At 48.1% G+C, this 19,466-nt stretch carries 15 protein-coding genes; 9 read left to right on the top strand and 6 right to left on the bottom strand.

Going from position 1 to position 19,466, the window contains the following annotated elements:
* The first annotated feature begins 3 nt into the window (after positions 1 to 3).
* The 5 genes from BLS69_RS12900 to BLS69_RS12880 all read left to right on the top strand — a co-directional run bounded on the left by BLS69_RS12900 (position 4) and on the right by BLS69_RS12880 (position 6,263).
* Positions 4 to 441 (top strand): GNAT family N-acetyltransferase, encoded by a 438-nt coding sequence (locus BLS69_RS12900; RefSeq protein ID WP_062833732.1) that lies wholly within the window; start codon positions 4 to 6, stop codon positions 439 to 441.
* A gap of 219 nt (positions 442 to 660) precedes the next feature.
* Positions 661 to 1,119: a MarR family winged helix-turn-helix transcriptional regulator gene (locus BLS69_RS12895; protein ID WP_091032016.1), complete on the top strand. Its 459-nt coding sequence runs from the start codon at positions 661 to 663 to the stop codon at positions 1,117 to 1,119.
* Complete coding sequence (locus BLS69_RS12890) at positions 1,116 to 4,283, top strand: MMPL/RND family transporter (protein ID WP_091032014.1); 3,168 nt, start codon at positions 1,116 to 1,118, stop codon at positions 4,281 to 4,283. Before BLS69_RS12895 ends, BLS69_RS12890 begins: the two co-directional genes overlap by 4 nt.
* 199 nt (positions 4,284 to 4,482) lie before the next feature.
* Entirely contained in the window at positions 4,483 to 5,109 is a 627-nt protein-coding gene (locus BLS69_RS12885) for an SGNH/GDSL hydrolase family protein (RefSeq protein ID WP_091032011.1), read from the top strand.
* A gap of 92 nt (positions 5,110 to 5,201) precedes the next feature.
* Complete coding sequence (locus tag BLS69_RS12880; RefSeq protein ID WP_133384289.1) at positions 5,202 to 6,263, top strand: phosphotransferase; 1,062 nt, start codon at positions 5,202 to 5,204, stop codon at positions 6,261 to 6,263.
* Positions 6,264 to 6,384: 121 nt separating this feature from the next.
* Here BLS69_RS12880 and BLS69_RS12875 read toward each other — a convergent pair whose 3' ends face one another.
* From BLS69_RS12875 to BLS69_RS12865, 3 genes are all read right to left on the bottom strand, one after another.
* Positions 6,385 to 7,062, bottom strand: coding sequence for a tetratricopeptide repeat protein (locus BLS69_RS12875; RefSeq protein WP_091032005.1), 678 nt, complete (start codon positions 7,060 to 7,062; stop codon positions 6,385 to 6,387).
* 14 nt (positions 7,063 to 7,076) lie between these two features.
* A complete protein-coding gene (locus BLS69_RS12870) occupies positions 7,077 to 9,065 on the bottom strand; it encodes an elongation factor G (protein ID WP_091032003.1) in 1,989 nt (662 codons plus the stop codon).
* 121 nt (positions 9,066 to 9,186) lie between these two features.
* Positions 9,187 to 10,062: an AraC family transcriptional regulator gene (locus tag BLS69_RS12865; RefSeq protein ID WP_176872698.1), complete on the bottom strand. Its 876-nt coding sequence runs from the start codon at positions 10,060 to 10,062 to the stop codon at positions 9,187 to 9,189.
* Positions 10,063 to 10,254: 192 nt separating this feature from the next.
* On the opposite strand from BLS69_RS12865, the gene BLS69_RS12860 reads away from it, so the two are divergent.
* Together BLS69_RS12860 and BLS69_RS12855 are read left to right on the top strand one after the other, a co-directional pair.
* Entirely contained in the window at positions 10,255 to 11,772 is a 1,518-nt protein-coding gene (locus tag BLS69_RS12860) for a tagaturonate reductase (RefSeq protein WP_091031998.1), read from the top strand.
* Positions 11,769 to 13,283 (top strand): UxaA family hydrolase, encoded by a 1,515-nt coding sequence (locus tag BLS69_RS12855; protein WP_176872697.1) that lies wholly within the window; start codon positions 11,769 to 11,771, stop codon positions 13,281 to 13,283. Before BLS69_RS12860 ends, BLS69_RS12855 begins: the two co-directional genes overlap by 4 nt.
* A 101-nt stretch (positions 13,284 to 13,384) precedes the next feature.
* Here BLS69_RS12855 and BLS69_RS12850 read toward each other — a convergent pair whose 3' ends face one another.
* From BLS69_RS12850 to BLS69_RS12840, 3 genes are all read right to left on the bottom strand, one after another.
* Positions 13,385 to 14,071 carry an AlkZ-related protein gene (locus BLS69_RS12850; protein ID WP_091031995.1) on the bottom strand — a complete coding sequence of 229 codons (687 nt, stop codon included), beginning with the start codon at positions 14,069 to 14,071 and terminating at the stop codon, positions 13,385 to 13,387.
* Positions 14,072 to 14,105: 34 nt separating this feature from the next.
* Positions 14,106 to 15,062, bottom strand: a complete 957-nt coding sequence (locus BLS69_RS12845; protein ID WP_091031993.1) for a helix-turn-helix transcriptional regulator — start codon at positions 15,060 to 15,062, stop codon at positions 14,106 to 14,108.
* A gap of 438 nt (positions 15,063 to 15,500) precedes the next feature.
* On the bottom strand, positions 15,501 to 17,528 hold the full coding sequence (locus BLS69_RS12840; RefSeq protein ID WP_091031990.1) for a beta-galactosidase: 2,028 nt from the start codon (positions 17,526 to 17,528) through the stop codon (positions 15,501 to 15,503).
* Positions 17,529 to 17,656: 128 nt separating this feature from the next.
* Here BLS69_RS12840 and BLS69_RS12835 point away from each other — a divergent pair, with 128 nt between their 5' ends.
* Positions 17,657 to 18,490: an AraC family transcriptional regulator gene (locus BLS69_RS12835; protein ID WP_091031988.1), complete on the top strand. Its 834-nt coding sequence runs from the start codon at positions 17,657 to 17,659 to the stop codon at positions 18,488 to 18,490.
* A 143-nt stretch (positions 18,491 to 18,633) separates the two neighbouring features.
* A complete protein-coding gene (locus BLS69_RS12830) occupies positions 18,634 to 19,422 on the top strand; it encodes an alpha/beta hydrolase (RefSeq protein ID WP_091031985.1) in 789 nt (262 codons plus the stop codon).
* The last annotated feature ends 44 nt before the right edge of the window (positions 19,423 to 19,466 follow it).

Below are 19,466 nucleotides of genomic sequence, written 5' to 3'. Positions count from 1 at the left end.
AGGGTGTTAATTAATTTGAAATCACGCATAGAAGAGCCGGTAGTACAGGAGCTGTTATCTTACTCGGTCTTTCCTGATCCGGATCATCTGAAACGTGCGTTAAAACAATATGTAGAGAATGACGAACTGTATCTGGCCGGATACGAAGCAGAGGAGCAATTGATCGGTCTGATCGGTTATGAGCATACTGGCTCAAGCGAGATCACCATCCACCATATAGCCATTCTGCCGGAGAACCGCTTCAAAAATTATGGTCGGGGCATGATTTCACAATTGCTGGAGAAATACAATCCTGATACTTTGATTGCAGAGACGGATCTGGAGGCCGTGGAGTTTTATCGGAATACGGGATTCGTCGTATATAGTTTGGGCGAACTGTATCCAGGTGTGGAGCGATTCCGTTGTGTGCTTGAAAAAGAGGAAGATACGGACGAAGAGTAGCACAGAGGTATTTTATTACTTCAAGAAATATATGGATTATAATCATTACAGGATGTTGGATTTGGCAATGAGCTGAGTCGGACGTCCTGTTTTTTTGTCGTTTTCATCAAAAAAGCAGGAAAAAAGTATTGCTTTAAGAGATTGTTTCATTATAGAATGGTTTCACAGAAGAATAGTTCGTTAAGTGAACTATATAGATTCGGGAAAGGAGAATGAAGAATGAATACACCGGATGCTAAAAGTTTGGTGAACCGCTATTTGGATGCTTCCTTTCTGGTCAATAAGCGGTTTGATACGCGGATACGTGAACAAGTGGGGCAGACCATAACGACCGATCAGTTCTGCGCACTTCGTCTGATTGAAGAGAAACCTTCCTGCACGCCCTCTGATCTGGCAGAGCTTCTGTGCATAGGCAAGAGCAGCATTACCGCTTTGGTCAACAAGCTGGTAGATCGCGATCTGGTCCATCGTGCCGGAGATGAACGTGATCGCCGCGTTGTATATCTGACACTGACGGATACCGGACGACATGTATATAGGGAAACAGAACAGGAAATACAGCAGATTCTGGAGCCATATCTGGTTCATTTTAAACCGGAAGAAGTCCGAATTTTCATTGAATCTTTTGAGAAGCTTGCAGCTTTGTTAACGCATGAAGGAGGACAGGAGAACGAATGAGAGCGATACTAAAAGCAAGATGGTGGTTAATGGGGCTATGGGTTGTTGTAGCTGCCGTGTTGATGTTTACTGCCCCTAACATGAGTGAACTGATTCGGGAAAAGGGACAGTTTTCGGTTCCGGAAGGGTACTCTTCCACCCAGGCAGCAGCAATTTTGAATGAAGCTGCAGCACAAAAAGGAGAGCAGCAAGGCAGCCAGATCGCTCTCGTATTTTATAATCCGGAAGGTCTGGGTACCACGGGAAAACAAGAGGCAGAGAAGGCCGTTAAAAACTTGGAGGCCGACAAGGAGAAGTTGGGCATTCTGTCCATTCTGGAACCTTTCTCTCAGCCCGAATTGTCAGAGAAGATGATCTCGGCTGATGGCAAAACGATTCTAACATCGCTATCCATTGATCAGGGAGATCGTACGGTCAAGGAAATGCGGGAAGACCTGAATGAAGCATTGAAGTCCGTCAATGTGGAGCACTACATAACCGGTAAAGGTCTGATTGATGAGGACACCATTGAAAGTTCACAAGAGGGGCTTAAGAAATCGGAATATATTACCGTTGTCTTTATTTTACTTATTCTGTTCCTGGTCTTCCGTTCGTTTGTAGCTCCGTTTGTCCCGCTGCTGACGGTGGGGATCAGTTACATTGTATCGCAACAGATTGTTGCATTCCTGGTGGATGGGCTCGACTTCCCGATATCCACGTTTACACAGATCTTTATGGTCGCCGTCATGTTTGGGATTGGTACGGATTACTGCATCCTGCTGATCAGTCGGTTCAAGGAAGAACTGGCTCATCATGAAAATACGTGGGATGCCATCATTGCGACCTATCGTACTGCCGGTAAAACGGTACTCTTCTCAGCACTTGCCGTGCTGGTTGGATTCATTGCGATTGGCTTTGCCCAGTTTATGTTGTACCGCTCTGCGGTTGCTGTAGCTGTAGGTATTGCTGTGATGATGCTCGCCTTGGTGACCATCGTACCATTCTTCATGGCGGTGCTGGGCAAGAAGTTATTCTGGCCGTCGAAGGGTTCACTTGAACATGCGGAGAGCAAGATCTATGGTGCAGCTGGTCGCTTTTCACTTAAACGTCCATGGGCTGCGTTACTCATCGTTGCAGCTGTCTGTGTGCCTCTTCTGGCAACTTACGATGGCAAACTTTCGTTCAATAGTCTCGATGAGATTGGTGAGAAATATGATTCCGTAAAAGCATTCAACATTATCTCTGACAGCTTTGGTCCGGGTGAATCGCTGCCGGGTCAGATCGTCATCCAGAACGATGAAGCGATGGATAATGCGAAGTATATGGCCGTTGCCGAGAAAATTAGCCGGGAAGTAGAGAAAGTAGTCGGAGTCTCTGGTGTCCGCAGTATGACACGACCTACGGGTGATGAGATTAAAGATTTTGAAGTTACACAGCAAGTCGGAACATTATCGGATGGACTGGGTGAAGGCAAGACGGGTCTGGACAAAATCCGTGATGGCCTGAGTGAAGCCAGCAGTCAGCTAAGTAAAAATGAACCACAATTAAAAGAAGCTGCTGATGGAGCAGGTGAACTTACCAAAGGGACCGCCCAGCTGCAATCGGGTATCACGCAACTCAGTCAGGGACTTGGGCAGATTGAAAAAGGTATTCGAGATGGTTCCGCAGGTGCGGGTGATCTGAAAGCCGGACTTCAGCAAGCCAAAACGAGCGCAGATCAACTTGCGCAGGCGAACAATCAGTTGCTTGAAGCCTATCGTCAGGCGGGAGCAGGGGTCGCTGCATTGGGGGATGGAACCCGCGAACTGGAACAACAGCTGAACGGGGTTTCAACAGCTCTAACGAGTCTGTCCCAATCCTTCACAGCACTTGAAGAGCGTTATCCTGAATTACAGCAAGATGCTGATTACCAGCGTATCAAAGGTACAATTGGTGAAACAGGTTCTGGCACAGCGCAGCTTGCTCAAGGTTTGGGTCAGATTAAGACCAAACTTGGGGAAGCCGCTGCTGGAATTAATCAGGCCAATGAAGGGTTTGCCTCCGCAGCAGCCGGACAAAAGGCGCTTGCCGATGGCCTGGGTCAAATTGTAACAGGAATCGGTCAGTTGCAATCTGGTCTCAAACAGGCTGCGGATGGTCAGGGCAAAGTGATTAGCGAAATTCCTTCCATTCAGGATGGACTTGGCCAGCTTCAGGGTGGTCAGGAGAAAATTCAGCAAGGCTTCTCGGATCTGAGTGGTCAACTGACACAACTGACAGATGGCTTGAATCAAAGTGTCGATGGTATTAAACAGGTTTCCGGGGGACTGGATTCAGCGCAGGGCTACCTGACGCAATTGCAAAATTCACCAGATTCCGATTTGGCAGGCTGGTACGTTCCTGAAGAAGCACTGAACAGCAAAGACTTCACACAAGTATTTGATACGTATCTGTCTCAAGATCGGAAAACGATGACGATTGATGTTATTTTCGCCGAAAATCCATACGGAACAGAAGCCATTGATCGTGTTCCTGACATTGAGGCGGCTGTACATCGTGCGGTACAAGGCAGTACGCTTGAAAAAGCAGACATCGCCATAGGTGGCGTTACAAGTACATTTGCAGATCTGCAGGAGATCTCGAATAACGACTATACACGTACTGTAATGCTGATGCTGGCGGGTACATTCATTATTCTGGTCGTGCTGCTTCGCTCGGTCATTATGCCATTGTATCTGATCGTTTCCTTATTACTGGCTTATTTCACATCGATGGCGTTAACCGAAGTGATCTTTGTTAATATCCTCGGATTTGCAGGCATCAGCTGGGTTACTCCGTTCTTCGGATTTGTCATGCTGATTGCACTTGGTGTGGATTATAGCATCTTCCTGATGGACCGTTTCAATGAGAACAAAGGTATGAAAGTACAGGATGCCATGTTATACGCGATGAAGAACATGGGAACCGTCATTTTATCTGCAGCGGTCATTCTGAGCGGTACATTTGCTGCCATGTATCCATCCGGTGTTCTCTCGATGATGCAGATTGCCACAGTAGTCCTTAGCGGACTGATCTTGTACTCTCTGCTGTTCCTGCCATTCTTCGTCCCAGTGATGGTGAAGATGTTTGGCCGGGCCAACTGGTGGCCGTTCCCGAACAAGGAACAATCAGATTCCGTTGATTCGGATCGGACCATAGGCATGTAATGCATTGCAATGGAATAGGCTCTGCCGCGTTATGCGGCAGGGCTTTTTCTTTTTTTACCTCTACAGGAAAACTACAATCTTATGCAAAAGAAAGGTGCATGCCTAAGGACACCATCCCGCGCCTTGTCTCGCCACTCATCATAAGATATAGAGCAGTTCATTATGGTTCAGAGAAATCACAGCAGAGAGGGGCGACGGGATGGTATATCGATACGTGGCTATAGGCGATTCATTAACGGTAGGTACAGGAGCGTTGCTGGGCACCGGCTTTGTTCCTTTATATCGACGAATGGCAGAAATGAATGTTCGTACGTTTGTATCCATGGAAAATATGGGCGTAAATGGACTGACGTCGGGGGAAATGTTGCAGATGATCTCTTCGCATCCCCGAGTACGGCAATCGCTGCGTGAAGCGGATATCATTACCATATCCATTGGCGGGAATGATCTGATTCGTACGTTCAAAGCAAGTAATGGCATTCCAAATGCCAGTAAAATGACACAGGTACTCGGAGAAACCCGCAGTAATGTATCCCAGATCATGCGGCACATTCGGCAGTTAAAGCGCAACAATGAGTATATGGTCCGATCCATCGGATTGTACAACCCGTACCCACAAGCGACGGAAGCTGCGTACTGGGTTCGCCAATATAATTCGTTTCTGAATGGAGCCGGATCAGGAAACTATGCGTGTGCTCAGGTATATGACAGGTTTGAAGGTCGTGAACGTGAACTGTTGTTCTGGGACAGAGTACATCCCAATGCAAGAGGATATCGTGTCATTGCAGAGCAGCTTAATCGGACTGGATACTATCCATTCTCTTGATAGATCCGGAACTGAACTAGACCGAGCGATGGACTTCCTTTAAGATAAATAGAAGACAGTTCCATTTTGTGAGATAAAGGGGTTAATTTTTGGTGCAAAACATCGATTCCGGTTCCCTCCATCCTTCAGAGCAGCAGCGTATATCCGAAGTGTTGGCCTTATATGGTTTCACATCGGACTGGAAAGGAGAGCGTGGAAAGGGTGGGATGAATAATTCTACTTACATGCTCCATGTAGACGGGACTAATTACGTCATGAGACAATATGAAACACATAATGATCCGATGAAAATCGCCTTTGAACACGAGGTGCTGGCAGCCCTCCAACGTTCGAACTTTAAGCTTGATACACCTTCACCTGTAAGGCGGTTATCTGGTGAGGGAGGTACATTCCTTCCAGTAAAAGAACCCCTCACAGGTCATACCAAAATCGTGACTCTGTTTCATTATCGGGAAGGCGTCAATCCCATCTGGCTTACACCAGATCAATTGATAGGGCTCGGTAAAGCGGCGGGGGCCCTGTCTTCTGTTATGGCTACGTTGGATATACCACTTGAACCTGTATACCCACCGTACTATCGAATTCAGGATGCGTATCCGCTCTGTTCACCAGAACGATTATTACAGCTATGCACATCGCCGCCGGAGCAATTGGCCGCATGTGCGAATGAGCTGAAGCAACTGAGAGATGAGCTGCCAGATCTGTTTGAAGCCCTTCGGGGAATGGAACATCTGCCGCATCAATTGGTTCATGGGGACGTGAATGCCTCGAATGTATTGGTAGATCAGCAGGATGGTGAAATCTGTGCCATTTTGGATTTTGAATTTGCGACATGGGATTTGCGGGTAATGGAGCTGGCTGTTCCGATGTCTGACCTCCTTACCATGGACAAGAGTGAGGATTGGATGTGGCAGGCTCAGGAGGGACTGATCAAGGGATTTCGGGAACAGGTCAGCCTGGAACCAGAAGAGTTGCTGGCCATACCTCGATTGATTTTGCTGCGTAGTCTGGATGTGGTCATGCATTTCATCAATCGGATGTTCGAGGGTACAGATGAGCCGGAAGTGGCTGTGGATCAGATTGTGAAGCTCAAACAGCGGATTGACTGGATGCGTCTTCATGAAGAACGACTGCGTGAAATATTGGTATATTAATATCGCTGTTATGAATAAAGTGCACTGTTTCTGCTCATACGAGGGCAGAGATCAGTGCACTTTTATTGGTTATAAAAGTGATATATGAAGATTACAGTATATAGCGGATGACATTACGACATTACAAGCCACGTTTGCGGAACCAACTGCGGACAGCCCAGCGGCGCTCCTGACGTTTTTTGTATTTGGGTAACGAACGATAAACGTTCAACGATTGCTCGTATGCCTGCTTCGCGTCTGCATTACGTCCGAGGGAACGGTGAACCGAGCCGAGCAGATAATAAGCTTCACTGGAAGAGGAATGAATCTCCTGAAACTGATGCACATAATCCAGCGCTTTGTCCTCATGCTTATCTTTGAAGGCTCCAGCAAGGGTTAGGTACGGGCGTCCGTACTTGACTCTGGGGTTGATCTCGAGGGCTTGCAAAATATGACGTTCGCCTTTTTCGATGTTGCCCAAATGAAGCTCAGTCGTCCCTAATGCCTCCCAGTACTCAGCCGATTGTTCGTATGGGCGCTCCAGTTCAAGCAATAACGCATGTGCCTCATTGTAACGCTTGCGCTCAATTAACAGGCGAGCCAGTTCCAGCTTGGAAGAAACTTCATTGGGACTCATGGCAAGCAGCTGCCGAAGCCGGGAGATGTTACGCATACGCTTCAGAGGTTTCGTGAAGCTTGGGAATACGCCAACGTAACGACGATCCAGGAAATACAGTATAACGAGTAAAATAAGGATGGCAATGAACGGATTACCTACAATCCGCCATAGAAGCCCAAAGATAAGAAATTTTATAAGCACAGGTTCAACTCCATTTATGATGTAATCGCGTTTCGTACACTTAAAATATATTTCGACTGATCCAGCGGGTTAACTCCTCTGCGTTTGCGAGCATGATTCACATCCGCAGGACAATCTTGGTATCCGGCAAACGAAGTCGTAAGCACCCCGCGGCCGCTTGTCTCGGAACGCAGTTTCACCGGATAATCCATTGAGGTGGCAAGAGGCATAACTCCTTCAATAATACAACGTCCGCTACCAATGACGGGGGCTTCGAAGGTTGCCCGCATATGTACCAGATCGCTAAGGGCCTTACCGCCATATTCTTCCGGGACCGTCAGCCGGAACTGAAGAAGGGGTTCCAGCAAAGTGGTACCTGTTCTCGACAATCCATCCATGATTCCCATAGGCGTGGCTATGACAAAATCCATTGGATGCGTATGCCAGACATGATGTTCCCCTTCCACCAGCGTGATGCGCAGATCGGTTACTTCCCAACCGAGCATACCTTGAGACAAGGCTTCCGGAATTCGTCGTTCAACTTCATTCTGATAACGTAACAGCAGATCATCTGTCCTTACGGTTGAGGAATAGATCAGACCGCTTCCGCGAGGCAAAGGTTCAATCTTGAAGCGGAGGATGGCCCAGCAGGGCTTAGGCATCGTATAGGCGATGTAACCTTCTCCGGCTGTACGGGGTGTCTCCTTATAGATGACGGATGGCGGATCAAACACGACATCCAATCCGAAACGACTCAGCAACAGGCTGGATAAAATCTCAAGCTGAATGGTTCCCATGACCTTGAGATGCAGTTCTCGTTCCTCCGGCAACCATTGCAGGTCGAGTAAGGGGTCTTCATCCGTCAACTCTTGCAATGCTGCAACAAGATCGGGGTAACGTGCCGAGTCCTTACCGTGCACTTGTACGGTCAGCAAAGGTACAGCCATCTGTGGCAGAGGAGGCACACCCTCAGGATTGCCGATAATGTCACCCACATGTGTGTCACTCAGTCCGTACAGCATAGCAATCTGCCCCGCGTGAACGGCACCGGTATCCGCCCATTTCGACCCATCCATGCGGCGAATCTGCGTCACCTTCTCTTCAAGCTCCCGCGTCGAATTATGGATGGTATCCCGATTGTGTAAGCTGCCACCATACATACGGACGTAAGCCGTACGTCCCATCGTGCGATCACGTTCAATTTTGAACACAACACCGGATACGGGAGAGTCCACTGGTTGTGCAGGTGCAGGCAGCAATGCAAGGACTGTGTCCAGCAATGCCGTGACGCCAATTCCTTTACCGGAAGCACCATAACACACAGGGAACATCTCACCCTGATGCACATACCGCAGGAACGCTTCATTCAGATCCCTTTGCGATAACGGAGTTTCCTGAATGTAGGCTTCCATGACCTCTTCGTCCAGCTCGGCAAGTATCTCGACCAGACCTGGAATGGTAGGGGTGCCATCTGACAGAGAATCTTGATTTGGGTTCCATAGGGAGTCGATGCCATGAAATGAATCTTCATGGAGCTGATACGTTTGGATTTCGCATGCGAAAGGGGACAGGGTAGAACGAATCTGCTCCATTACCGCTGGGGCAGATGCGCCAATCCGATCCATTTTATTAATATAGATGATGGTTGGGATGCGAAGTGAACGAAGGGCATGCCAGATGGATTCACTCTGGGACTGAATGCCTTCCACTGCCGACAGAATGAGAATAGCGCCATCCATTACCCGTAGCGTTCGCTCTACTTCGGAGCTGAAATCAATATGACCAGGTGTATCAATGAGGTCAATGATGGTGTTCTTCCAGATCAGAGAGGTCATGGCTGCCTGTACGGATATGCCACGTTCTTTCTCAATGTCCAGGGAGTCTGTGGCTGTTGTTCCGTCATCTACACGTCCCGGACTGCGGACGACACCACTCTCAAATAACATATGCTCGGTGGTAGTTGTTTTCCCCGCATCCACATGGGCGAAGATGCCAATATTCCTGCGATTCAATTCGTTTAACATGGAATGCTAAGCTCCTCTGACAACGGAATGCAATGTTTCCGACAAGTAATAATCCAGATTATCATACCACATCTTCCATATGGAAGAATATGTGGATATATATGATTGGGGCGTTTCTATTTTAACGAGAACTGTTCATGGTTCTGCGGTAAGCTGCGGGCGTTGTGCCGGTTAATTTTTTGAATTGACGGTAAAAGTGGGGCAGGCTGTCGAACCCGCAAGCATCGGCAACGGCTGCCATTGTCTCCTCACCTTGTACCAGATGCTCTTTCGCCATAATGACCCTTCGCGCTAATGCGTAATCCGTTAGAGTCATTCCCGTGTATCGTTTGAAGGCACGACTGAAATGGGCAGGGGATACAGAGGCGTACTGCGCCAGTTCGGGGAGGGACAGGCCACTCCGAAGGTTATCGTCAATATGAGAGATCGTAGAAGAGAGCCATGAGGGACCCGGAGCGGATTTACCCGGATTCGCAGGTCCTGCAGCTTCCAGACGTTCCAGAAAAATGAGTAACAGTTGTAGCCTTAACAGGGCCGCATGTGCGCTTAGATGATGACCTAGCTGGAATTCGGCCTGAATATCATCAATAAGGGCGGCCACCTGTGATTGCTCCTCTGTGTTTAGATGCCTCTTATACACGCGTTGTTTACGACAACGTTCAAACAGGCTTAGCAAGGAAGAAGCAGCACCTCCGGCGGTGGATGCCAGCAATCCCGGGCTGAAGAACAATGCGGAAGATGTGACAGGATTGCCTGCATCCGGCAAGGCTCGGTGAACCGTGCTGCCTGGTATAATGAACAGATCTCCTTCTTGCATATTCTCAAGTCCCGTATCAATAAAGATGCTTCCCTGTCCACGATATACATAGATAATTTCATGCCAGTCGTGAAGGTGATCTGGCAATTCGTTCTGAGGGGATTTGGTGTCGCTGTACACCAGGCGGAACGGAATACCGGATTCTGCTTGAATAGTCGTACGAACAGGTGAACGTTCCATAAAGACTCCTTTCCAGACGATCGTCTTCAACGAGATGTTATACCTGGTCATGAGAGAGTATATTTACCGCAATATAAGCAATTTAATTTCCTTTTATTGATGATACAATGAATTTAAAGCGTTTACAATAAAAGGGTGCAGAGCCTTTGAACTGCATTCCCACAGTACAAATAATCGATGAGGTGAGTGTCCATGTCGGCAAGCACAAAACGGCCAAGATTGAAGCTGAATTTACTGGGGAGCGATGGTCAGCGCAAGTGCAAGGAGATTATGGAGCGTCCCGTGAAGGTTTTGCAGATTGGAGAAGGTAATTTCTTGCGGGGATTTGCAGACTGGATGCTTCATGAGAGTGCCAGACAAGGCAAATTCCATGGAAGTGTAGCTGTTACCCAACCACGACCGGGAGGCAAGGCCAAGCTGGAGCAGATTCGCGATCAGGATGGGTTATATACAATGATTACGCGTGGTCTGTCTCAAGGAAAGCCAGTTGAGCGGACAGAATTGATCTCCATTTTCTCACAGTGTATCAATCCGTATGAGGAATGGGATGCCTTTCTGAACTTGGCGGAACTGCCTTCACTTGAGTTCGTTATTTCCAATACAACCGAATCAGGATTGAAATATACGTATGCGGACTATATCGAGGGTGAACCCGTTCAATCATTTCCGGGGAAATTAACGGTTTTTCTGCATCAGCGATATTTGAAATTTGATGGTGATCCATCCAGAGGTTTGATTCATCTGCCATGTGAGCTGCTTGAAGGCAATGGGGATGTGCTGCGCAGTTGTGTCCTCCGTCATAGTGAGGATTATGGGTATTCGGATGGCTTCCGTTCATGGATCGAGAAACATAATCACTTCTTGAACAATCTGGTAGACCGAATTGTCACAGGTGCGCCGACCCAGGAGGAAGCCGATTCCCTGACGAATCGTTGGGGTTATGAGGACCAGTTGATTAATACGGCAGAGCCATATCATTTCTGGGCCATTCAGGGTGATGAATCATTGGACAAAAAACTTCCTCTCAAGCAGGCAGGTCTTAATGTACATTGGGTGAAAGATCTGAAGCCTTTTCAGGTACGCAAGGTTCGTATTTTGAATGGGGCGCATACCTTAATGTCATCCCTCGGCATTCTTCAAGGCAAGCAGCATGTGAGAGAAACAATGGAAGATCCACATTTTGGCTCATGGATCAGGGAAGCTGTGCATCAGGAGATCGTCCCTGCTCTGGATATGCCCGATCATCAGCTGGACCAGTATGCAGAAGAAGTGTTCGAACGGTTCCTTAACCCGTATATTAATCACAAATTGCAAGATATTGCTTTGAATACGATCGGGAAATTCAAGGTTCGTGTGCTGCCTACACTTTTGTCTTATGAGCAAAATCAGGGAAGTTGGCCAGAACGTTTAATTCAAGGGTTTGCTGGATTATTGTGTCTCTATCGTCCGGTAAATACGCCAGAAGGTTACAAGGCACAACGACTGAATGGAGAGGACATTTTGCTGCGGGATGACCCGGATGTCCTGGCTGCTTTGGCTGCACACTGGGACGGTTATGACACGCTTAACAGGGATCAGAACCAACTGGATAACCGGGTAGCGGCTGTGTTGTCAGATACCCTGATCTGGGGCGAAAATCTGGATGCAAGAGAAGGGCTGCGTACAGCACTTGTTCGTGAAATCGGTATGTTGGAAGGTGAAGGGAAATGAACACCACAAGTACAATCAATAACTGGATTGCCATTCAACCACAGGATGATGTCATTATAGCGCTTCGGGATTATGCCAAAGGAGAACGTATTACATTGCCAGACGGTGTTTCCTTTACATTGCTCGATGACGTGCCGAAGGGGCATAAGATTGCTGTGCATACGCTGGCACCAGGTGATGATGTAATGAAGTATGGTTTCTCCATCGGGATTGCCCAAGAGCAGATCGAGCAGGGAAGCTGGATTCATAGTCACAACCTGAAGACAGGGCTGCACGGATTGCTTGAATATGAGTACCAACCAGGAGCCAAGGTTCAGACAGACATGCCTCCGGAACATCTGCGCTCATTCGATGGATATTTGCGCCCCAATGGTGAAGCAGGAATTCGTAATGAGATCTGGATTGTGAATACGGTTGGATGTATCAATAAAGTGTGTGAAGCATTGGCACGTATGGGTCAGTCCCAATTTGGAAGCCGGGTAGATGGTGTATTTCACTTTCCGCATCCATTCGGGTGTTCACAGCTTGGCGATGATCTGAAGTATACACAACAGTTGCTGGCTTCCTTAGTGGAGCATCCGAACGCAGGAGGCGTGCTTGTCATCGGTCTGGGCTGTGAGAACAATCAGGTCGATGAATTCCGTGAGTGTATTGCTCCGGAATACCGCGGCAAAGTACGGTTTCTCAAAGCACAGGAAACGGATGACGAGCTTGAGGAAGGGCTTCGACTGATGGAAGAACTTGTGGAGATCGCTGAACATGAACAACGGCAGCCGCTTCCGCTCAGCAAACTCAAAATTGGTTTGAAGTGTGGCGGTTCCGATGGTTTATCTGGCATTACAGCCAATCCGCTGGTCGGTGCAGTTGCTGATATGCTGGTTGCTGCCGGGGGTACGGCTATTCTGACGGAAGTTCCGGAGATGTTTGGTGCGGAGACAATCTTAATGAACCGGGCTGCCAATGAGCAGGTATTTCATGATTTGGTGGACCTCGTGAACGGCTTCAAGCAATATTTTGTGAACCATGGCCAGAACATCTATGAGAATCCTTCACCTGGTAATAAGGCTGGTGGCATCACAACGCTGGAGGAAAAGTCACTTGGATGTACGCAAAAGGGAGGACGTTCTTCCGTAGTTGACGTTCTACGCTATGGCAAACGTGTAACTCAAACCGGTCTGAACATTGTAGAAGCACCGGGTAATGACCTGGTATCTGTAACGGCACTGTCTGCGGCGGGTGCACATATTGTGCTCTTCACAACAGGGCGGGGGACTCCCTTCGGAGGTCCGGTACCTACCGTCAAGATTGCGACCCAATCCGATCTGGCTAATCGCAAAAAACACTGGATTGATTTCAACGCAGGCCAGCTGTTGGAGGGGCAGACGATGGATGAGGTCAAAATACAGCTGTTCGGCCAGCTGATTGATATTGCTTCAGGACGGTCACATACACTCAGTGAGCAACATGGATTCCGGGAGATCGCCATATTCAAGGATGGCGTGATTCTCTAAATTCATTGTCGATGGGGGCTGTTAATCGTCTAGGTTGCATTATAGGGTGAACCACAGCCAATTCCGGTTGAAATTTGCACTACAACCGGGATTGGCTTTATTTAGATTGCACGGATGCCAAGTGCTTTGAAGATGCTTGATAATGCGGCGGGTGAAGCATGTTGCTGTAGTTGCGCAGTCAACAGTTCACGCGCCTCTTCTACGCTGCCTTCAAATTGCTTAATGCCATGACGCTGCATCCAGTGATCTGCGGTCTCATATGCGGAGCTGTTCCATGCGACTTTGCCTTCTGCGAGTCCCTCTTTTTCTTTGGTTCCACTGATCACAATGGCTGCACAGCCCTGAAGGTCCAGAAGTCCACGGTCAAATGTTTTTTTGTCCTCTTTTGCCCCGAAACCGGCTTGTGCTCGCAAGGCACGTCCATCTATGCCTTCCTGTTCTGCAACTAACGCATGGAGTTTGAACGCCTCACGGGAGAGTAGACCCGCTTCATACTGTTCCTTGATGGTTCTGGAATCGGCCAGCAGTCGGTGTACCCAAGGGAAGTATTCAGATGAGACAAGAAGCGCTTTCTTTTTGACAAATTTTCCATATGCAGCAATGCCCTCTTCAGCCAGGCGTGAACGCCATAACCAGGGATCGAGTTCATCATCCTTGTGCCAATGTTCTTTGGGGGTTAGCGATGACAGCGAAGGATAATCGGCAAATAGTGGTGCCAGAGGCAGCAGCCCTATAGACTGGATACGCTGTACTGCTTGTTCGTACGTTATAACGGCTTCATATGTCATGATATCAGTAGGCTCCTTTTTGTGTGTAGTCAGGCTACGACTTGGTTGAAGCGAGGTATCTTTGGCTCACTTCCTCGGCATGCTGACGAATCTCACTGCGAAGTTGGAGGGGTTCAATCACTTCAGCTTCACGTCCCAATCGGTAAAAGAATCGGACGGCCCAGTCCCATTCCCCTGGTGGACAAAGGAATGATAATTCCCAGAGATCCGGGGCAATTTCAATCATCTTTTCACCAATATGCTCGTCCTGTTCAGCTTCAATCATTCCCCGGTAACTCAGTCGTGCCTTAACTAGTGTTGGCGGCTGTTCTGGAGGGATCGGCTTGCTCTGCTGTTGCTCCGCCTGTTCGTTAAGCACCAGTGCATCCTGTGGTTCGATTGCCTTGACATCGATAATTCGGTCAACCCGGAACAGACGCTGTTCACCATGTTCGAGGGAATATGCCTCACAGTACCAGAAGCCGGAGGAAGCATATACCCGTGTGGGACAGATATGCAACCATCGCTGACGTGATACGGAGCGATACAGCACTCTAAGCCACTCTTGTTCGGGTATGCATGCCAGCAGTGCGTCCAGATGAGGAAGAATGTAATTGCGGTCTGGAATATGATGATGCAGCTGTTGGAGCATGGGATCAATTCGCGACATAATATCATCCGGAATGATGGCTTTAACTTTGTTCATCAGGGTCCAGCGTTTCTCATGAAAGGGTGTGTCGGCGTAGCGACTTAGACCTTCAAGAGCGAATATGAGCGTCGCTGCTTCTACCGGGTCCAGCTGTAATGGGGGTAATACGTAACCCTCCATAAGTCTGAAACCGCCTCCCGGACCGGAAATGGCAATAATGGGCACATTCATCTCGGAGAGGGACTGAATATCCCGAAGAATCGTGCGACGGGAAACTTCAAATTTCTCGCCTAATGAGTGTGCCGTTTCGTGACCATGCTGTAATGCCATTACGATGGCAGCAAGCCGATTTGTTCTGTTCATGTCAGCCACTCCGTTTCGATCTGCGCCGCCGGAAAGTGATGTCGTAGTTATATTCCTATTGTAACAACGAATAAGTGACATCATGAGTGTCACCAATATTTCAACTGTTCATTATTTTATAATGGATCAACATCAGGATTCACAAGCATGTTCCGGCAGGCTTTGTTAAAATGTGTTTCTCGTCCAATTCGCTTTGCATACTGATATTTCCTTCTATCAAAAAGACCACAGATCATGCCAAAAACCCGTATCCGGTGTAGACGGATACGGGAAGTAGCAGCTTTTGGCTTACAGAAGACGATAAAGGTCTGAAATCTATACCAATATCCTTGCTGAAGACAATAACAAGTATAAAAGGAATGAATATGTGACACTTTGTATCACGGGTATTTCTATCACATTTTTTCATTCCGAATAATTCCAATTAAGCGAAATCGCTTATTTCATTTCGAGCAATTGCACTCCACGGGCTTCAATCTCAACACTTCCCGAAAGCTCACGATTGGTGAGCAGATCATGTGCCTTAGCTGTTCCTAGATCATAGGATTGCGTGGTTGCGTTATGGTTCATGACAAACAGGTAGGGCTTGCCGTCTTTGGTTCGTGCGCTTACTTCAACACCTTCTGGTGTCTCAAGCAAGGACTCTACGTTCTTGGCTGCTGCAAGCTGTCCCAGCAAACCATCCAGGAAGCGCTCATCCGGGTCGGATGCAACGTACCATGCTTCACCTTGACCAAAGGTATTACGTGTCACAACAGGCATGCCTTTATAAAAGTCGTCTCCATACTCCGCGATGACCTCAGCTCCCTCACTGTGCAGCAGGTCACATAGCATACCGCAGCCATACTCTCCTTGAAGATCACCGTAGGTTTCTTTGAGGACAATGCGGTTCTTTTGCTCAGGCAGCAGGGCATCAATCTCTTCCACCCAGATTCCGAGCAGTTTACGAAGTTCTCCCGGATATCCACCTGTGGTCACGAGATCGTTCTCGTTGACAATGCCACTGAAGAAGGTTGTCAGGAATGTTCCACCTGCTTCAACAAACTTCTCCAGTTTGACGGCAAATCCTGGTTTAACCATGTAAAGGACAGGGGCAAGGACAATGTCGTATTTGCTCATATCCGTATCCACACTGATGATATCTACTTGTATGTTGCGGCGGAAGAAGGCTTCGTAGTATTTATGGATCTGATCCACATAGTTCAGGGCAACCGTAGGTCCGCTTGATTTTTCGATGGCCCACCAGTTATCCCAGTCGAACACAATCGCTACTTTGGATTCAACAGATGCATCTAGCGTGGTATCTCCAAGGATCTGCAATTCCTTACCCAGCTCAGCGACTTCGCGGAATACACGTGTATTCTCATGCCCAGCATGCTCAATAACTGCACCATGATACTTCTCACAAGCACCGATGGAGCGGCGAAGCTGGAAGAACATAATGGTATCGGCCCCGTGCGCAACAGATTGATAACTCCACAGACGCATGACACCTGGACGTTTCAGGGAGTTATATGGCTGCCAGTTCTGCTGACTTGGTGTTTGCTCCATCAGCATAAACGGTTGACCATCTTTCAGTCCGCGCATAAGGTCATGAGCCATTGCCGTGAAGCTGACGGGTGTTGCGAGACCGGGATAGCTGTCCCAGGAGACAATATCCATATATTTTGCCCATTTGAAATAGTCCAATTGTTTAAAGAATCCCATCAGATTGGTAGTCACAACGGAGTCCGGAATATGTTTTTTGATCGCATCGTATTCCAACAGATAACAATCCAGCATGCTGTCGGAGTTGAAGCGAGAATAGTCCAGCGAGATTCCCTGGAACGTTGAATTATTGTTACCCCAATGTTCGCTCAGGTTGCTTGGTAATACGATCTCGTCCCAATCGTAGAAGGTATGCCCCCAGAAATTCGTGTTCCATGCTTTGTTGACCTGTTCCAGAGTCTGATAGCGTTCTTTCAGATACACGCGGAACGCTTTCTCACAGTTGTCACAGTAGCACTCACCGCCATATTCGTTCGAGATGTGCCATACGAGAACCGCGGGGTGATCCTTGTATCGTTCGGCCAGTTTATCCGCAATCTTCTCAGCGTATTTGCGATAGGTCGGGCTGTTGGGACAGGAATTATGGCGCCCACCGAATTTGCGTTTGCGTCCATCGGCATCTACACGAAGCACGTCTGGATATTTCTTTGCCATCCAAGCCGGATGGGCAGCAGTGCTTGTTGCAAGGCATATATAGACACCATTTTCATATAAACGATTAATTAGTTGGTCGAGTTCTTCAAAACGGTAAGTAACTTCATCAGGCTGAATCAGTGCCCATGAAAATACGTTGATTGTGGCAATATCAATGCCTGCCAATTGGAACATGCGCAGGTCTTCAAGGTGGGTTTCGTGATCCCACTGTTCCGGGTTATAATCGCCCCCGTAGAACATTTTGGGCAGTTTGCTGCTAATCAATGTTTTCACCTCTTGTATAAGAATAATCCTATACTATATGATACATATGACTTTTAAAATATAATAAAAGTAATGACTCATATAAGAATACGGAAGTGTATTTCAGCTTATACCCAAGGAGGCATCCCATGTTTATCTCCCCCCGACATCAACGATATTTCATGACATCACGTGATCAGCCGCTACCCCTTTATATTGAGAGCCTGGGTTATAACGGCAATCAGGAGAAGGTGTCCAGACCTGTGGGGTATCCCTGTTACCACTGGCTTCAGACCGTGAAGGGAGCCGGAGAATTCAAGTTTGCCGGGTCCACGGTCATACTGGGGGAAGCATCAGGTATTTTGCTGCCGCCGAATGAACCGCATGAATATGTGCGCGCCCAAGGAGAGTGGGAGACTCTTTACATTACATTTGGCGGTTCCCAGTGTCCGGCAATCTTGGAGTCGCTTAGTCTGGGTGAAGCGGCGTTCCATCAGTGGGAGCAGAGCAGTCCGTTCAACGATTACGGCCAGGAAGTGCTGGATTCAATCAGAAGTGATCAGGATTTATCGGGACTCGAAGCGTCAGCGGATATATACCGATTTCTGATTTTGCTCAAAAAACATGGCATGACGGGCAATCGTTCTTCCATCTCACATGCCGTGGAGAGACTCGCTCCGCTCATTGCATTCATGGAACAGCATTATGCGAATCCCGAGATTGGGCTCGAACATATGGCTGACCTCACGGGGATCTCATCCAGACATCTGAATACCTTGTTCAAGCAGTCCTTTGGCATGACAGCCTACAGTTATTTTATTTTGCTGCGCATTCGCAAAGCCAAGGAAATCATGACCGCAGAACATAGACCCACGATTAGGGAAACTGCAGTTAGGGTAGGGTTTCGAGATGCAAGCCATTTTGTTGCAACCTTTCGCAGGATTGAGGGGGTGACTCCTGAACAGTTCCGTAATTTGTACTAACATGTACCCAAATGATCAAAAAGTGATGCCAGGAAGGTATTGATGCCTTAGGGGCATTACCGTTATGATGGTATCGATTCCTGAGATTCGAAAACGTTTAAACGGACCCATGGTTCCGTTCTATTTGGAGAGGATGATTGAAGATGACAACAACGATACCTTTATGGGATCATGCTGCACCTTATGCAGCCCAGGGCCATGAAGACGAAATGCCACATTTGATTCCATTTATTCAGCCCGGTTCCGAGAGCGCTGTCATTGTGTGTCCAGGGGGCGGCTATGGATTTTTGGCTGATCACGAAGGTGCTCCAATAGCCGAATTGTTGAACCGTGCAGGCATTAGTGCGTTTGTCCTGAAATATCGGGTGGCGCCTCACCAGCATCCTGCACCGATAACAGATGGTCAGCGTGCCATACGTTATGTTCGTGCTCATGCTGAGCGGTATGGCATCAACCCTGCCAAGATTGCAGTACTTGGTTTCTCCGCAGGCGGACATCTTACTGCAACACTGGGAACGCTGTATGACGAGGGACAACCGGATCATGAGGATCCGATTGAACGTCAAAGTTCACGCCCGGACCGAGTCATTCTCTGTTATCCGGTCATTACGATGGAGTCCTATGGACATGCCGGTTCCCGTGAGAATTTGCTTGGATCTGACGCGACTGCCGAGCAGATTAAGGCTTTTAGCGCGGAGCAGCAGGTGAGAGCGGATGCTCCCGAAGCGTTCATCTGGCACACCAGCGCTGACCAGGCAGTGCCCGTAGAGAATAGCTTGCGTTACGCACTTGCATTGGGCGAGCATGGCATTCCCTATGATTTGCACGTTTTTGAGAAAGGTTCACATGGTCTTGGATTGGCTGAGGACAACCATGCGATTCGGGTATGGTCGGATCTGTGTCTCACATGGCTCAAGAATCAAGGCTGGTAATCACTGAATGATAACAAGTTAACGGTCCTGACTAATCAATTATT

It is taken from the genome of Paenibacillus sp. CF095, assembly GCF_900101225.1.
Lineage (GTDB): Bacteria > Bacillota > Bacilli > Paenibacillales > Paenibacillaceae > Paenibacillus.
The sequence above is the reverse complement of the archived record's forward strand: the minus strand, read 5'-3'. Positions and strand labels throughout refer to the sequence as shown.

What these genes read in the sequence shown, in the direction of transcription:
- BLS69_RS12895 (WP_091032016.1), top strand. Translation starts at nt 661, where the DNA reads ATGAATACACCGGATGCTAAAAGTTTGGTGAACCGCTATTTGGATGCT.
- BLS69_RS12890 (WP_091032014.1), top strand. Translation starts at nt 1,116, where the DNA reads ATGAGAGCGATACTAAAAGCAAGATGGTGGTTAATGGGGCTATGGGTT.
- BLS69_RS12885 (WP_091032011.1), top strand. Translation starts at nt 4,483, where the DNA reads ATGGTATATCGATACGTGGCTATAGGCGATTCATTAACGGTAGGTACA.
- BLS69_RS12870 (WP_091032003.1), bottom strand. Translation starts at nt 9,065, where the DNA reads ATGTTAAACGAATTGAATCGCAGGAATATTGGCATCTTCGCCCATGTG.
- BLS69_RS12865 (WP_176872698.1), bottom strand. Translation starts at nt 10,062, where the DNA reads ATGGAACGTTCACCTGTTCGTACGACTATTCAAGCAGAATCCGGTATT.
- BLS69_RS12860 (WP_091031998.1), top strand. Translation starts at nt 10,255, where the DNA reads ATGTCGGCAAGCACAAAACGGCCAAGATTGAAGCTGAATTTACTGGGG.
- BLS69_RS12855 (WP_176872697.1), top strand. Translation starts at nt 11,769, where the DNA reads ATGAACACCACAAGTACAATCAATAACTGGATTGCCATTCAACCACAG.
- BLS69_RS12850 (WP_091031995.1), bottom strand. Translation starts at nt 14,071, where the DNA reads ATGACATATGAAGCCGTTATAACGTACGAACAAGCAGTACAGCGTATC.
- BLS69_RS12845 (WP_091031993.1), bottom strand. Translation starts at nt 15,062, where the DNA reads ATGAACAGAACAAATCGGCTTGCTGCCATCGTAATGGCATTACAGCAT.
- BLS69_RS12835 (WP_091031988.1), top strand. Translation starts at nt 17,657, where the DNA reads ATGTTTATCTCCCCCCGACATCAACGATATTTCATGACATCACGTGAT.
- BLS69_RS12830 (WP_091031985.1), top strand. Translation starts at nt 18,634, where the DNA reads ATGACAACAACGATACCTTTATGGGATCATGCTGCACCTTATGCAGCC.